At 31.1% G+C, this 16,681-nt stretch carries 14 protein-coding genes; 7 read left to right on the forward strand and 7 right to left on the reverse strand.

Going from position 1 to position 16,681, the window contains the following annotated elements; genetic code table 11:
* Positions 1–178 precede the first annotated feature (178 nt).
* A complete protein-coding gene (locus HMPREF2578_RS02565) occupies positions 179–1,540 on the reverse strand; it encodes an SLC45 family MFS transporter (protein WP_037541663.1) in 1,362 nt (453 codons plus the stop codon).
* Between the two features lie 417 nt (positions 1,541–1,957).
* Between HMPREF2578_RS02565 and HMPREF2578_RS02570 the strand changes: the two genes are divergently transcribed.
* Both HMPREF2578_RS02570 and HMPREF2578_RS02575 read left to right on the forward strand, forming a co-directional pair.
* Positions 1,958–3,364 carry a glycosyltransferase family 2 protein gene (locus tag HMPREF2578_RS02570; protein ID WP_070508259.1) on the forward strand — a complete coding sequence of 469 codons (1,407 nt, stop codon included), beginning with the start codon at positions 1,958–1,960 and terminating at the stop codon, positions 3,362–3,364.
* A gap of 303 nt (positions 3,365–3,667) precedes the next feature.
* The gene (locus HMPREF2578_RS02575) at positions 3,668–3,868 is read left to right on the forward strand and encodes a cold-shock protein (protein WP_017174716.1); all 201 of its coding nucleotides are present in this window, start codon (positions 3,668–3,670) and stop codon (positions 3,866–3,868) included.
* A gap of 141 nt (positions 3,869–4,009) precedes the next feature.
* Here the strand turns inward: HMPREF2578_RS02575 and HMPREF2578_RS02580 are convergent, their stop codons facing one another.
* Together HMPREF2578_RS02580 and HMPREF2578_RS02585 are read right to left on the reverse strand one after the other, a co-directional pair.
* A complete protein-coding gene (locus HMPREF2578_RS02580) occupies positions 4,010–4,501 on the reverse strand; it encodes a TspO/MBR family protein (RefSeq protein ID WP_002454602.1) in 492 nt (163 codons plus the stop codon).
* 260 nt (positions 4,502–4,761) lie between these two features.
* Positions 4,762–5,403, reverse strand: a complete 642-nt coding sequence (locus tag HMPREF2578_RS02585; protein ID WP_049417538.1) for an NAD(P)-dependent oxidoreductase — start codon at positions 5,401–5,403, stop codon at positions 4,762–4,764.
* A gap of 283 nt (positions 5,404–5,686) precedes the next feature.
* Here HMPREF2578_RS02585 and HMPREF2578_RS02590 point away from each other — a divergent pair, with 283 nt between their 5' ends.
* The gene (locus HMPREF2578_RS02590; RefSeq protein WP_070508260.1) at positions 5,687–6,730 is read left to right on the forward strand and encodes an NAD(P)-dependent alcohol dehydrogenase; all 1,044 of its coding nucleotides are present in this window, start codon (positions 5,687–5,689) and stop codon (positions 6,728–6,730) included.
* 316 nt (positions 6,731–7,046) lie between these two features.
* Positions 7,047–7,586, forward strand: coding sequence for a hypothetical protein (locus tag HMPREF2578_RS02595; RefSeq protein WP_070508261.1), 540 nt, complete (start codon positions 7,047–7,049; stop codon positions 7,584–7,586).
* A 426-nt stretch (positions 7,587–8,012) separates the two neighbouring features.
* On the opposite strand, the gene HMPREF2578_RS11430 is transcribed toward HMPREF2578_RS02595, so the two are convergent.
* Positions 8,013–8,159: a hypothetical protein gene (locus tag HMPREF2578_RS11430; RefSeq protein WP_128805162.1), complete on the reverse strand. Its 147-nt coding sequence runs from the start codon at positions 8,157–8,159 to the stop codon at positions 8,013–8,015.
* Positions 8,160–8,288: 129 nt separating this feature from the next.
* Between HMPREF2578_RS11430 and HMPREF2578_RS02600 the strand changes: the two genes are divergently transcribed.
* From HMPREF2578_RS02600 to HMPREF2578_RS02610, 3 genes are all read left to right on the forward strand, one after another.
* On the forward strand, positions 8,289–9,440 hold the full coding sequence (locus HMPREF2578_RS02600; protein WP_049379057.1) for a zinc-dependent alcohol dehydrogenase: 1,152 nt from the start codon (positions 8,289–8,291) through the stop codon (positions 9,438–9,440).
* Between the two features lie 553 nt (positions 9,441–9,993).
* The gene (locus HMPREF2578_RS02605; protein WP_061544396.1) at positions 9,994–10,461 is read left to right on the forward strand and encodes a DinB family protein; all 468 of its coding nucleotides are present in this window, start codon (positions 9,994–9,996) and stop codon (positions 10,459–10,461) included.
* 421 nt (positions 10,462–10,882) lie between these two features.
* On the forward strand, positions 10,883–11,830 hold the full coding sequence (locus tag HMPREF2578_RS02610; RefSeq protein ID WP_049419871.1) for a ketopantoate reductase family protein: 948 nt from the start codon (positions 10,883–10,885) through the stop codon (positions 11,828–11,830).
* Between the two features lie 460 nt (positions 11,831–12,290).
* Here the strand turns inward: HMPREF2578_RS02610 and HMPREF2578_RS02615 are convergent, their stop codons facing one another.
* From HMPREF2578_RS02615 to HMPREF2578_RS02625, 3 genes are read right to left on the reverse strand one after another with little or no spacing between them, the layout of a single operon-like run.
* Positions 12,291–12,773 (reverse strand): YdhK family protein, encoded by a 483-nt coding sequence (locus tag HMPREF2578_RS02615; RefSeq protein WP_049419870.1) that lies wholly within the window; start codon positions 12,771–12,773, stop codon positions 12,291–12,293.
* Positions 12,774–12,792: 19 nt separating this feature from the next.
* On the reverse strand, positions 12,793–14,226 hold the full coding sequence (locus tag HMPREF2578_RS02620; protein ID WP_049382181.1) for a multicopper oxidase family protein: 1,434 nt from the start codon (positions 14,224–14,226) through the stop codon (positions 12,793–12,795).
* A 14-nt stretch (positions 14,227–14,240) separates the two neighbouring features.
* Positions 14,241–16,304, reverse strand: coding sequence for a heavy metal translocating P-type ATPase (locus tag HMPREF2578_RS02625; protein ID WP_049419869.1), 2,064 nt, complete (start codon positions 16,302–16,304; stop codon positions 14,241–14,243).
* Between the last annotated feature and the right edge of the window lie 377 nt (positions 16,305–16,681).

Below are 16,681 nucleotides of genomic sequence, written 5' to 3' on the forward strand. Positions count from 1 at the left end.
ATTTACCGCGTATGTCCTCACCTATACTTCAAAGTTTGATATTCCTTAAATGCATTAAATTTTTAATGACATCAATGATATTGTTTATGAAACATTGCGGATAGTTTTTATAAAAAAAGAGCGAAAAATTATTTTTCGCTCTTACAAATTATAAATAAATTTTTTATTTTTTAGTATTTCATTCAAATTTTGCGTTAATAAATTTAACTGAGATTGCACCCAGAAGCATCATGATTCCTGCAAATAATAACATCGCAGGCATTGAACTTCCTAATAGTGGGAAAAGTGCAAAGCTTACTACAGAAGCAACAATTTGTGGTAGACAAATACTTGTGTTAAATAAGCCTAGATAAGCACCTGAATTTTCTCCATCAATTGCTTCGGTTAATAGTGTAAATGGTTGAGTATTCATCGTTAAGTTATTAATACCAATGAATATAAATGAAATAATGAGTAACCATTGGTTATGAATAAAGAACATTGAAATAAGACCTAATCCACCAAAAATTAATCCAAAACTATACCAAAATTTTCTTTGAGAGGGTTTAGATTTTGCAATGACAAAACCAAAAATAACTGAACTTAAAAATTGTATACAGTATAACACACCATACCAGTTCCCTGCTGCTTGATATCCTGCTGAAGAAGGGTCTGTCGCATTCCATACATTTTTTGCTATTGCACCTGTTGAATACGTCCAGAGATACATTAATGCAAACCAGTTAAAAAATTGAACTACACTAATTTGCCAAAATTGTTTAGGCGCAGTTTTTAACAGTTGCCATAAATTTAATTTCTCATTCCTATTGTCATCTGAAATGCCGTGATAATAGTTATATGTTTTAGGTTCATATTCTTTAACGGAAAGAACCGTCCAAATAGAAGCAATGAGTAATACCGCTGCTGCAATATAATAAGCTATTTTTACTGTCATCGGTACTTCCCCTTTAGGCGCTACATTACTCATTCCCATAATTGTTAGTAAAAATGGTAATAGTGTAGCAATAATACCACCTAAATTTGAGAAGATTTGTTGCCATGACCAGGCCATATCTCTTTGTTTTTCGTTTACCATATCTCCAATAATCATTTTATAGGGCTGCATACACGCATTTGACGTCAAATCCATAAGTAACGTCATGATTGCACCAAATGACAACGCCATAAGTGATGCATATCCAAATCCAAACGAACCTGCATTAGGTAGTAGGACTAATACGATCGCTCCAATGGGACCAGCAATTAAAAGATACGGCATCCGACGTCCAAATCTAGTCCAAGTTCTATCAGAATAGTATCCAATAAGTGGTTGTACAATCATTCCTGCTAATGGCGGCAAAATAAAAAACCAACCTAAATTATTAGGATCGGCGCCGAGCGTTTGAAATATTCTTCCCATCATTGCTGATTGAAGTGCAAATGCCATGTTTACTCCGAAGAAACCAAATGTAATAGAAAAAATAACTGCTTTTTTTAAATAGGGTAGCGTAATACCTTGTTCTTCAGTATTTTTAGTATGTATTTGATCTGTATCTTTCATTTCTATCTCTCCTATTTATTACTTGATATAGTCATTTAATTCAATAATTAAATAGCTATATCAAATAACAATTTGTTGGAATCGTTTTCAACTGTAATTATAACATTTTTGAGTTTCTTTGAGAACGCTCGCATTTCCTATAAATAAATCAGAGTTCATTTTATTTTCTAATCTCATATATATCATAATTACCTAATTTAGGTATTTTTATAGATAATTAAAGATTATTGTGATGATAATAGATATATTAATACTTAAAAACAAAATATATAACATAATCTATAATTAGATTATTACAATAAATAACGATAGAAAAAATTGATTATATTAAATATAATTAGATTATTATTTGTATTTTAACTACTTTTTAAAATACATTAGATTATCAAAAAGATTACTAATTAAAGGAGTATAAAAATGAAGGTTATAAAGAGTAAAGAAATCAATCATAGGCCTAAAGTAAGTGTATTAATTAGTACGTATAACAAAGAAAAATTTATTAATAAAACATTAGATAGTGTCTTAAAACAATCGATGGATATGAGAGATTTTGAATTAATCGTGGTGGATGACTGTTCTACTGACCAAACCGTTGATATTGTTTCTAAAAAAATAGACAGTTTTTCTAATTACAAATTTATTCAATTAGATCAAAATTCGGGTACACCTGCGAAACCACGAAATTTATCTATTGATTTAAGTAAGGGAAAGTACATCATGTTTATAGACGGTGATGATTGGTTACCTGAAGATGCTCTAGAAAGGTTATATACACTTTTAAAAACAAACAAGACAGACTATGCTACAGGCTTAACAAAATATGTGCATAGTGATCGCATAGCTAGAAGTGGCGTTGCTCTATCTAAAATTGCATATAATAAAGTAGATTTAAAACACTTTAGAAAATCATTTTATCATTTAGCACCTGCTGGTCGTATGATTAAAGCTAGCGTCATTAAAAAGAATCATATTCAATTTCCAGAAATGATTTTTGGAGAAGATTTACAATTTTTCGCAGAAGTCTTTTTCAATACTAAACGTATTAGTACAACACAAGATGTGGTTTATTGTGCTAACCGTTACGACGATAATATTTCTTTAGTAAAATCAGAAAAATCAACACATATTAATCGTATGAAATGGCAAGGTGAAGCCTATCGTCACTTAATGAGTAAGTATAAAAATAATAAATTAATGCCTAATTTACTATATCGTATTATTAATAAAGATGTTTTAGAAGCTAAATTCTATAAAAAAAGCTTTATTAAAAACATAAATGAGTTACTTCCTATTTTTCAAAATATCATTCATATGGTAGATGAACATTTCGATGCTTTAGACTATGCAGATGATGATTTAAACCGACAAGCCATCAAACTAATACGTGAGGGGAATAAAGAAGACATTATCAGTTTTGTTAAATTCTATCTTAAAAAAGATGATAAGCCGCTTCATGAGAAAAACGATATATATTACTATTCGTTTAAAGGAACACATTACAAAAAAAGAATGCATCCTACATTACTAAAAATCTCTCAAGAGAATGATAAGGTGTTCTTAAAAATACTTTCTAAAAACTCTGAGTTAAAGTATCTAGAAGTAAAACATCGAAAAAATCCAACTCAATTCATCGTATTAGATATTAAGAAACATCGTTTTAAATCTGGAGAATATACTGTTCAATTTACAACAAAGAATTTACCTAATGGAAAATTAGCCCTTACAGTTTTAGATAAAGATTTAAATGGCTCAGTTATCAAATCAGGCATGCGTTTTGATTTTTATGAAACTGTTGGTGGCAATTTAGGATATATTAAAAAGTAATTAAAATCTTAGATGTTTCGCCACCTTAGCATTCATTTTACATATATTTATTCGATATATGTAAAATAACGATCTTAATAAATTATAAATCTTAGTCTTGTTATCTATGTATTTTTATAATTCCAAAAGAAATTATGCTAAATTTCAAAATAATGCTGTACTTATTCATTCAAAAGGTGTATAGTTGGTTTCACGTAATAAAAGCTCGTATTTTGGATTGTAGTATATTTTTATAGAATATTCTCTTTTAATTTATGAATTTGTTACAAATATGATGTGCAAAAGCACTTGGAGGTATTCTATATGAATAACGGTACAGTTAAATGGTTTAACGCAGAAAAAGGGTTTGGATTTATCGAAAGAGAAGACGGTGACGATGTGTTTGTTCACTTCTCAGGTATCGCTACTGATGGATATAAAACTTTAGAAGAAGGTCAAAAAGTAGAGTTTGACATCACTGAAGGTCAACGTGGCGAACAAGCAACAAATGTTGTCCCTGTTTAAACATAAATTTTAGCACAAGCATGTATGTATACGTGCTTGTGCTTTTTTTACATAATTTATAAAAGAATAATACTTAAAATTAATCTCCTACTGTCACTTAATATATCCTACTATATATTCTGTCATACATATCACTCAGTGTTAATCCCTAGTATAACCTGGTTTATCTTCATTTAAGATTAAATTACCTCCATTTAAATAACTTGCGTAACTTAACCAAATGACATAAGGTAACATTAATAAACCAGCATACTTATTAGATGCATAAAAACGATGTGCAGTAATATTTCCAGCTGCAAGTAATACATAACTTTCAATTAAAGATGTCTTTCTCAGTTTTAAATTGAAATAAAGTATCGTCCACGCATAATTCAATCCTAATTGTGCATAATGAGCACGTGTTATAGACTGTTTCTCTCTTTTATGAGCTGCATGCGCATATGATAATTGATAAGCTACTCCCATTGAGGTATAAAGTAGTGGCCATACAATTGGAAATACTTTAGCTGGAGGTGAAAAAGGTGGTTTTTCATAATGTTTATAATCATTTTGAGCTTTAGCTGTTAATCTCCCAATAACCATTCCACCTGCTAAAGGTAATACAATTCTTGTAACTTTTTTAATATTAATCATAATTCTCTCCTTTAAAGTCTTCCTATATTTAATACCCTACTTTTATATAATTAATGAGTTATGAATCTATTATTAAAAAACAAAATAATGTAGTCTCACGCTAAAATATCCTCCTAAATACCATCATGTAGATACATAGGAGGACATTCTTTAAACAGTTCATTTAATGTTTTTATGGCTACCATTATATTTTGGCTAATTACTTTTAATTTAGATTGGCCTTTTTAATTATTTCTCCTAAAGGGCATCTAGAGTCACTATTATTCTTCTTCACCAACAACTGTGAAACGTTCATTAATATGCGCTTTATTTTCAGCTTCATCTACTATAGCAATAGCAAAATCTGCATAACTGATATAACTATTACCTTTACTATTAAATAATAATTGATCTTTTCCTAACGTATAGGTGCCTGTACGTTTACCTTCAAAGTCAAATTCCGCTGATGGACTAATAAAGGTCCAAGTAATTCCTTCAGCATGTTGTAAGTCTTGTAAGTTACGACTTGATCCTTTAGCTGTTGGTTTCACTATTTCCGGGAAATCTGGTGTATCCATAACACGTATAGTATGCGCATCATCTGCGAATAGACTACCAGCACCCCCTACAATAATGGCTCTTGTATCTACATCTTTTAATATGTTAATCAATATGCGTCCTACTTCAACGTGCACTTCTTCTTCACCTAATGGCGCGCCAAATGCATTGACTACCACGTCTAAATCTTTAATATCGTCTGAAGTTAAATCAAATACATCTTTTTCAATCACTTTAACATCTTTATCAGCATCTAATTTAGCAACATTTCTTACAATCGCAGTGACTTCATGTCCACGTTGTTGTGCTTCATCTAATACTTTAGTTCCTAATTTACCTGTTGCCCCAATAATACCAATGTTCATCGTTTGTTCCTCCACTTCTATATTTATCAGAGCTGTCTCTTGGATGTCCCTCAACATGTTATCAATATAATTACATTTTTATTAAAAGCCTATTGATCTGTTTTTATTTTCCTTTCTAATATGAAGTCATTGAAACATGCTTCACAACGATTAGTTTAAAATCACCTTGTGCTATACATATTGAGTTCAATGTGTTGACTTAATTAATCTAAGTCTCTATTGTCAATATGAAGAATCATACAAACGCGTATATTCTATCTTATATGTATAAGGGGAAATGACTGTGATGAATGTAAAAGCAAGAGCTGTAAATGGCCCAGATTCTGAATTTTTCGCTACTGAAATTAAACGTCGTGATTTGGATAAACATGATGTATTAATAGAAATTAAATATGCGGGTATTTGTCACTCTGATATCCATACTGCTCGAGAAGAATGGGGGCCTGTCGATTATCCACTCGTACCAGGTCATGAAATTGCAGGTATTGTTAAAGAAGTCGGTCCTAACGTCACTAAATATAAAGTTGGCGACCGTGTAGGTGTTGGATGTATGGTGGATTCTTGTGGTGAATGTGAAAACTGCAAAAATAACGAAGAACAATACTGCTTAAATGGAAGTGTAGGTACTTATGCAAGTACTGACAAATATGGTGAGAAAACACAAGGCGGTTACTCAACACATATTGTTGTCCAAGAAGATTTCGTATTACGTATTCCTGACAATATCAGTTTAGAGGTTGCTGCTCCTTTACTATGTGCGGGGATTACAACTTACTCACCTTTAAATCATTGGAAAGCCTATGAAGGTAAAAAAAATGTAGCAATCATTGGTATGGGTGGTCTTGGACATATGGCAGTTCAAATTGCACATGCAATGGGCGCTAACGTGACTGTGTTATCACGTACGTTAAATAAAAAAGAAGATGGTTTAAAATTTGGTGCTTCAGCTTATTATGCAACAAGTGACGAATCAACATTTAAAGAACTTGCTGGTTCATTTGACTTAATTATTAATACTGTAAGTGCAAAATTAGACATAGATGACTATCTTAAATTATTAGCCTTAGATGGTACACTCGTTAATGTTGGTGCCCCAGCTGAGCCTGTATCCTTACAAGTATTTAATTTAATTGGTCATCGCCGTTCATTTGCTGGATCTGCTATCGGTGGTATTAAAGAAACGCAAGACATGTTAGATTTCTGTTCCGAACATCATATCGCCCCACAAATTGAATTAATTACAGCAGATGATATTGATGATGCTTACGAAAGAGTGTTGGCATCTAAAGTTAAATATCGTTTTGTTATTGATATCAGTACAATGTAATCATAAAAATGCCCATGAGATATGGGCATTTTTTTATTACTTAACTATTATATTAAGTTTCTGTTAGTCTTTCTCTCACTATTTAAGATAAACAGTTCATCAGTTATAGATTCCAACTATACTTTTTACAATATTTAATATTGATTGTTATCGTTTTTTACATTTAATATATCTAATGGTCTTAATACTGAATAATTATGTCCTGTTAAACAATTTATAATTAAATCATAATGTTTTATTATATGTATTAAGTGATATATATATACAGATAGAGAAAATATTCAATAAAGAACATTAAATAAAGGAGTTTGTCTAGATGAATGAATTAACACAATATTTAAAAGAAGTCGCCAAGCAATTAGAGATACAAAATGCATATAGTGAATTAAATAGAGCAAGTCAAAACAATGAAGATCAAGCTACAGATAAATTTAATGAAACTTTAAAAGCAATTGAAGATAAATATGCTTATGATTCATCACCTCGCGTTACACCAAATAGAACTTCATTAAAAACATTAAATAGAGTAAAAGCAATCGAAGATAAATACGCTAAAGCAATGAGAACTTTAGAAAGACTTAGAAAATCTAGATTATCAAGAAATAATAAGAATTCAACTCAAATAGAAAACTTAATAAAACAATCAGAAAATGGTTTTAATGATTATCACACACGTGATGATCAATATAATTTTGCAACAAGTGTAGCTCAAGAGTTAGAAAAATTAAAAAATGAATATATTATCTCACCTAAAGAAGCTAAAAATATATTTGGCAAATATGTATTCCATACTAATGAATTTCATTTAAGTGACCATGAACTATATAAAATCAAATTTGCTTATGGCCTTGATTAAGTATGTCATTTCTCATGGTCTAACTAGGCAGATAGTATAAAAACAATGCACACGTTTATATAAATGTTATACTCATTTTTTATTATTAATATATTTGAACATAGACAAATAAAACGAATAGTCGCATAATGGCCTTAGGAGAAAGACTATGTATGAGTTGGGAGTTCAATTATATATTATGTATCTACGGGGATTATACGGATGGTATAATCTCTTTTTTTATCTTCTTCAATAGTATTGCTCATCATCATGTAAATTTCTAAAGCAAAACTTCTCTATTAAAGTAACTTAATCCAATACTTTAACTTTGTCTGATTGATATAAATCTTTCTTCCCTTTTCATGTATCAATCATTACCACCTCATTTGTATCTGGTTAGTGTACTTAATATAACTCCAAATAATCTAAACTAAAATTGTTTAATGATTAATGATATTCTTTTTCTACGTTGTCTCGTCTAAAATCGTCTAACCATAATTTAGTAGTGATAAATACGTCTTCACGTTTAAGTCCTGTTGTTACAAGACTCTCCCCTAATTTTTCTTCATTTCCATAAATGAATGTAACATCGATGCGTCTATATCCTTTCTACTAAAATAACCTCTAATTCGAACATATCTATATCATCTCAACATAATATATGACTCTTCAGCGTTTATAATATGTTACAAGGGGTAGATTGGCAGGAGGAGGGCGATATTAATGAAAGCAGTTACTTATCAAGGTCATAAAAATATGGAAGTTCGTGAAGTAAACGATCCAACGATAGAAGAATCAACAGATGCAATTATTAAAATAACCGCTTCAGGTATATGTGGTTCTGATTTACATCTTTATCATCAAGGCGATTTATTTATGGATCCTGGCTTTGTTATTGGACATGAGCCAATGGGAATTGTAGAAGAAGTAGGAAAAGACGTTAAGACCTTAAAAAAAGGGGATAGAGTGGTTATACCTTTTAACATCGGTTGTGGTGACTGCTTCTATTGTAATAACCATATGGAGTCTCAATGCGACAACTCTAATCCATCCCCTGCAAATTGGAAAATGGACAATGGTGGACTTTTCGGTTTTGGTGCCATGCACGGGAATCACTGGGGAGGACAAGCAGAGTATTTAAGAGTTCCATTTGCTGACTTCTCTTCTTTCAAAGTTCCAGATAGTGATTTGAAAGACGAACAAGTATTATTTTTATCTGATGTTGTCCCAACAGCTTATTGGAGTGTAGAACATGCGGGCGTAAAATCTGGTGATACTGTTATTGTTCTAGGTTGTGGTCCAATCGGTTTAATGGCACAAAAATTTGCTAAATTAAAAGGTGCTGAACGTGTGATTGCCATTGATAATGTGGAACATAGATTAAACCATGCGAAAAAATTCAATGGTGCTGAAGTGTATAATTTTTCTAAAGAAGATAATATCGGAAAATTACTTCGTGAAACTACACGTGGTGGTGCAGATGTTGTGATAGATTGTGTGGGAATGGATGGACAAGTCGCTCAAGATGATTTAGAGATGAGTTCAAATTCAGCACAACGCGGTAATATTAGTCCAATTATTACAGCAGCAGAATCAGTAAGAAAATTTGGTACCATTCAATTAACTGGTATTTATGCTACACCTGCAGATAATTTTCCAATAGATTTAATTTTTAATAGAGATGTTCAAGTAAAAAGTGGTCAAGCGCCAGTTATTCATCAAATGCCAAAATTATATGAAATGATTAAAAATGAAGTGTTTGATCCAACAGAAATTATAACGCATACCATGCCTTTAGAAGAAGCAAAACAAGCGTATGATATTTTCGATCAGAAAAAAGATAACAATATTAAAGTCATTTTAAAACCACAATAATGACTATATAAATAAACAAGAAATATATACGTAACTTCTTGAACAAATAGATAAAAAAGCCCAGGACATTATTAAGTGTCTTGGGCATTTTTAATATGTTAACAGTCGATGACTGAGTTGAAAATGCGCTTGTGCTAAGCTTTTTTCAATCCCAGTTCTTCTTACTAAACTTAGTGAAGTGGGACGATGAATTTAAAATACATTCTATTCCACTCTTTTTTTACATTATTTTGATGCTATGATTAAGAAATTTCTCCATTTTAAGAATAGAAGACGAGAGAACAAAACGAGCTAAGGATGACTAGTTTAAGTTACCTTCTAAGAAATTGAAGAGATGATGTTGTCGGTCTCTCTGCTATAAATATTTATTATTGTAGTTTTAATAACATTTTTTCAGTAATATAGCTTCGATACTTGTCTAGTCTTCATCTTCTTTACATCCATTTGTGCTATACAGTAAATAAAACGGGTACTTCTAATCATAGTGTTTGTGACTAATTTTTAACGGGTAGGCTTTTAGTAATACACTTTTTAAATATAGGAGGAAACTTAAATGAATGATAAAACAGTTTATGATGTAATTGATATAGGTGTAAATCATTTACTATCTGTATATGATAATTGGAATGTTGAACACGTATTAGATAAAGAAAATGATGTTTTTCCAAATACGTTACATTGGCAATTTGGACACGTTTTAACGATTTTCGATTCTGCTTTATCAATAGGTGGTCAAAATGCCGTAGATATCGCTAAATATACTAAACTATTTGGTTACGGATCTAGCCCTGCTAACTGGGAAGGACAAGATGTTCCATCAATCGAAACGATTAAAGAAAACTTAAAAACACTTCCTGAACGTGCGCGCAAACTAACGGATGAACAATTATCACAAGAACTTAACGAACCCGTTGCTGGTTGCCAAACACTCAATGAATTATTAGTACTAAATGCCTTCCATGTTCCATTACATGCCGGCAAGATTGAAGAAATGACTCGTGTGCTTAAACACGACGAATAATTTAAGGGTCATCATTTATAGTTTACGAGAAGATATTTGCGTATTATGATTGCGAATAGTATGTTGTGAAAAATTAAGACTGTTTGTTTTCATTATCATATTTACTACGATGAATATGATTGGCTTAAAACGATATCTAAAAGTCTAATATAACTTTCGTGCTAATTATAATCCTGATACTAACGTATTTAAATGAAACTAAGTATCAGGATTTATTTTTATTACATTTATATTCTTCTTTCAATAAACTATACACGTAATGATTTGAAAATTATCCTTATCACTATTGATTTAATAGAACATATATTTTTACTTGATGCATATTTGTATTCCAAAATAAATGAACACGAGGTAAAAAAAGTTTAAAAAAATTGTCTGTGTGAAAATACATACTATATAAAGAAAATAAGGAGTGTTAAGTATGGCTAATAAAATTGCAATTGCTGGTGCGGGTGCAATGGGAAGCCGTATTGGTACTTACCTAAAACAAAGTGGACAAGATGTTACATTAATAGATTACTGGAAAGATCATGTTCATCGAATAAATGAAAAAGGAATAGAAGTTCAAACTGAACATGATACTTATACTGTTGAAATGCATGCCACATTCCCTGAAGAGGTCAATCAAACCTATGATATTATTGTACTTTTGACAAAATCAATGCAATCTGAACAAATGATGCAAACTTTAAAAAATCAGGGAGCAATTAGCGAGGATACTGCCATCTTATGTATGATGAATGGTTTAGGCCATGACGAACGTCTATCACAATTTGTTCCAAAATCACAAATTTTCTTAGCCGTAACAATGTGGACAGCTGGATTACGTGGTCCAGGTCAATTGCTATTAGAAGGTGAAGGTTCAATTGACTTTCAACGTGCTGATGGTAAAAAAGACCCACGTACTCAAGAAATTGCAGATATCTTAAATCAAGCCCATTTAAATGCCACTATCAGTAATGATGTATTTAAAGCGATATGGTCTAAAGCTACGCTTAACAGTGTTTTAAATCCATTGTGCACGATATTAGATAAAACAATCGGTGAATTGGGCGCTTATGATCATTCTAGAGCAATGATACGCCCAATCATTGAAGAAATTGTCGACGTAGCACATGCTAAAAATGTAGATATTCATATTAACGACTTAATCTCGAAAATTGAAGCAGCTTATCCTGATCATGCACAAGGTTTACACTATCCTTCAATGCATCAAGATTATAATCATGGTCGTTTAACTGAAATAGATTACTTAAATGGTCAAATTGTGGACTATGGTAAATCATTAGGTATCGAAACTCCTAATAATGAACTGATTACTCATCTCATTCATCAATTAGAAATGAAGTTAAATATAAATGAATATTAAGTAATATGAAACGAACTAGATCACTTTGGTAAATGATTGAAAAATTGTTTACTCTTTTGATACATTTTTATGATTGTATAACCCCCTAAACTTATTATAGCTTAGGGGGTTGTTGCTTAATCATATATGTGAATTGAAAGCTAATCAATCTGATATGAAGTAACATATTTTAAGTAATATGATATATTTTTCTTCTAATTCTTGTCTCATTTGTTCTAAACTTGCTGAAAAACCGCATCACTTATGATAAGCGTCTGCGTATCGGTTAATGATGCGGTTTTTAATTATATAATTTCATTTAATAAGGTAATGAACAGTTTTTTGATAAATGTTATTCTTCTAAAATTCTTTTTAATTTACACACTAAAAGATATCCTCCTTAACAATAATAAGTTATTTAAATTATTGATTAAGGAGGATATCTTTATATCTATTTATTTCTCAATCTAGAACTAGATTTTTATCGTGCTTTCAGTTCATTTCCTGTCATCCATTTATGATTTTTAATGATTTTACCATTATCTTTGGATTTGTAATCAACTACGTAAACAGTCGTCTTTTTCACGTTATCTATATTGGCTGTAGCACCTTTCATACCAGACATATGACTTGCTTCTAATTTAACAGTATCGCCTTTACTAAATCCATCTTTAGGTGCATCTTTGATCTCTTCGTTTACGACCCATTTATGATTGTTTACTTTTTCATTTCCATTTGTGGGTTTATAACTTACAACATAGGCATATGTTTTATACGTACCTTTTACAGTAGCTTCTGCACCTTTCATACCTGGCATATGCCCTGCTGTAATGGTTACTTTATCTCCTACTTTAAATTCACCCTCATTAGTCGATGTCATATCTTCAGGAACTTTACTTTCATCATTATGCTTCATATGATTCTCACTTTTTTGGTCATTAGTGTCTTTATCTTTTTTCATCATATTAAAATCTCCCTATTGATTAGTTTGTTACTTTTATTTGACCCATCATTCCATTATCTTCATGCTCAAGTATATGACAGTGAAACATGTATGTTCCAGTATTTTTAAATACAACCTCTATTTTAGCTTTTTGTCCAGGTTCCAAAGATATAACATCCTTTTTACCCCTCATATCTTTTGGAGGTTTCTCACCATCCACAGATAAAACTTTAAATTGCGTTCCATGGATGTGGAAAGGATGTTTCATACCACCCATTTTATCTTTGACATTTTCAATTTCCCATACTTCTTTCTGGTTTAACTTTTGTGTAAAATCTATTCTGTTAGGATCGAATTTATTACCATTAATGGTAACATGATCATTCATACCTTCTAATTTTATTTTTTTACTTACTTTTGGTGTATTACCTTTGTTAGAACTTTTCTCTTTGTTACTAATCGGTAAAATTACAGTTTTATCATTATCGACCAGACTGATTTTCTCGCCTTTCATTTTAGATAAATCTATTACTATTTCTTTTCTCTCTGAAGGAGCTAAATTAATTTCTTTTAATTTTTTAGCGTTTTTTAATTGACCGCCATCTGAAGCAATATACTCAAAACTTTGATTATTACTTAGCTTAAGATTTAAATCTCGAGCATTAGAACCATTTAAAAGTCTCAAACGTATTTTCTCTTCTTTTGCTGTCAGTTTGGGGTTTACTATTCCGTTCACAAGAACAGTATCACCTTGAGTGCCATCTTCGTCTTTCGTTTTTGAATAATTTAATTTTTTAGATACAAATGTTTTATCTTGGATTATTATAGGCAAATCATTTTTTCCATAATTACTAGGATAATTATTCTTTTTACTATCTTCTATATATAATAATCCTGATAAGCCATTATAAACTTGTTTAGCTGTATTTGGAGAGGGGTGGGGGTGATACCATAACGTAGCAGAATCTTGATTAACCTCAAATTTTATAGTTTTTTCTTTTCCTGGTTTTATAACCTGAGAAGGCCCTCCATCCACTTTTCCATTTACTTCTAATCCATGCCAATGAAATGTTGTATTTTCATCTAAGTTATTTATTAACTTAATTTTAACTTTATCTCCTTTTTTTAATTTTAAAGTTGGTCCAAGTAAATTTCCATTGTAGCCTAGAGTATTAGAAAAATTATTTTTGTAAAACTCTGTCTTTCCTTCCTGAGCTTTTAATGTATAATTTTTATAACCATTGTTATCTTTTTTTGACTCTGCAACTTCAGGAAATATTATTTCATTTTTTCCTTGTGAAGAATTTAATTTCTTTCTTTCGTCATGATGTTTCATATTTGTCATATCCATTGTATTTTTCTTATCTTCTTTCATATTCATCATATCATTCTTACTTTCTGCGAAAGTATCATTAGACGCAATAATTATTATGGAAAAAATTATAATTAAAATTGCAAAAACTTTATTATACATAAGGTTTACCTCTTTTATTTTAATTTTAATGTAAAAGCATTAATCGCTACTATAACTGTACTTAAAGACATTAATATTGCTCCTACAGCTGGTGATAATATTAACCCGATAAAAGCTAATGCGCCAGCTGCTAAAGGTACAGCAACAATATTATAACCTGCACCCCACCATAAGTTTTGCACCATTTTTCTCATAGTATTATTTGAAAGAGTCAAGAAATGAATGATATCTGATGGATTACTTTTAACAAGTATGACATCACCTGAATCCACTGCAACATCTGTGCCTGCACCAATTGCTATACCAATATCGGCTCTTATAAGACTCGGGGCATCGTTGATACCGTCTCCGACCATCATGACTTTATTACCGTCACTTTGATAATCTTTTATAATGCTTTCCTTATCTTCTGGCATGAGTTGTGCGTGGACATCCCTAATACCTAATTCTTTTGCGACAGCGTGTGCCACTTCATTATTGTCACCTGTAAGCATGACTGGTGTAATATTTCTTGATAGTAAATCAGCTACCATTTGTTTTGAGCTTTCTTTAATTTGATCTCCTTGAGCAATCATGCCAATGACTTGTTGATCCTCAATTAAATAACTGATTGAATTACCTTGTTGAGCTAATTTAGTAAACAAGTCATCGTCATAATTAAGTTTATGTTTATCAAGATAAGAGACATTTGTTATTTTATATGTTTTATTATCAATTAGACCTTCTAATCCGACACCTGGAATATTATTAACGTCTTGTGGATTAGTAAATGAAACATTTTTACTTTTCGCAAAATCAACAATACTTATAGCTAATGGGTGATTAGATTGACTTTCTAATGAGGCGAAAAGGCTTAATATTGTATCATTACTCAAATCATTTTTAAAGCTCTCATAATGATTCACAGAAAAGTTACCCTCAGTTAAAGTACCAGTTTTATCCATCATTACATAATCGATATGTTGAGCTATTTCTACAGACTCTCTATTTTTAATAATTAAACCATTATGTGCACCAATTGAAGTCGAACGTGCAGTGACTAAAGGTATTGCTAAGCCTAAAGCATGTGGACAAGCAATGACTAACACAGTTACAAGACGTTCTAATGCAAAATCAACATCATTTTGAATGAGCATCCAGACAATAAACGAAATCACGCCAACAATTACAGCAAAGTAGAATAAATAACCCGCTACTTTATCAGATAACAATTCAGCACTAGATTTATCATTTTGTGCTTGATTAACAAGTCCCATCACTTGAGAAAGATATCCATCTTCTCCCACAGCTGTAACCTTGACTTGTATTGTTCCAGACCCATTAATAGAACCCCCGATGACGTTGTCATTTTGATTTTTTTGTACTTTTTTAGATTCTCCAGTGACTAGGGATTCATCTACAGATGTTTGTCCTTGAACGATAATACCATCTGTTGGAATACTTTCTCCGGCTTTTACTTCGACGATATCATCAGTCATGATGTCTGATATTTTAACTTCTTCGCGTTGGCCATTATCCATAACTTTAATCGCACTATTAGGTAACAGTTCTGCCATTTTCTTTAAAGCATCTCCAGCATTTCCGACAGCATTCATTTCTATCCAATGTCCTAATAGCATAATTAAAATTAAGGTTGCTAATTCCCAAAAAAAGTCCATTGTATGACCAGTTGCACTACTAAAGTTATTCATATAAAAAGCATACAAGCTATAAATATAAGCTACTGAAATACCTAGGGCAACTAAGGTCATCATGCCTGGTTTTTTTTCAGCAATTTCATTTTTACCACCAGACAAGAACGGTTTACCACCATAAAAGAATAAAATTGTACTTAATATTAACACTACCCATTCAGAACCTGGAAATGTGAATTGAAAAGGTAAGTTAACACCCATCAGTGGCGATAAAAAAATGATAGGTATTCCAAAAATTAATGAAACAAAAAACTTAACTTTAAAATTTCCATGATGATGTGCATGGCCACTATGATGATTATGTGATTCATGGTTATCATGATGCATGTGATTGGAATGATTCATGTGATTTTGATGATTATGCGCTTCACCATTATTATTCAAATTAACCCCTCCTAATAAAAATGTTATAGTAAAACTACTTATACTATAACATATACCCCCCTAGGGTATAAATAGTTTCGATTTATCTCCATTTATGGATTTATTTATATCATTCTGAAAATGATGTCTACACGTCCTACATTAGACCTTGTCATCGATGTTTAAAACAAGGTTTTAATTAAAAAATCTCATCTGAACTATCGCATGACAATACACTCTGACCAAGGTTAGCATTATCAACACAAATCATATATTACTATTCTTAAAGAAAATAACGCATTTCAAAGTAGGTCTAGAAAAGCAAATTGTCTAGATCATTATTTAATGAAGCCAGTAAATGAATTCATAATAAACTCATTTACTGGCTATTTTTCTAG

This window comes from Staphylococcus sp. HMSC072H03 (assembly GCF_001809305.1).
Classification (GTDB): domain Bacteria; phylum Bacillota; class Bacilli; order Staphylococcales; family Staphylococcaceae; genus Staphylococcus; species Staphylococcus hominis.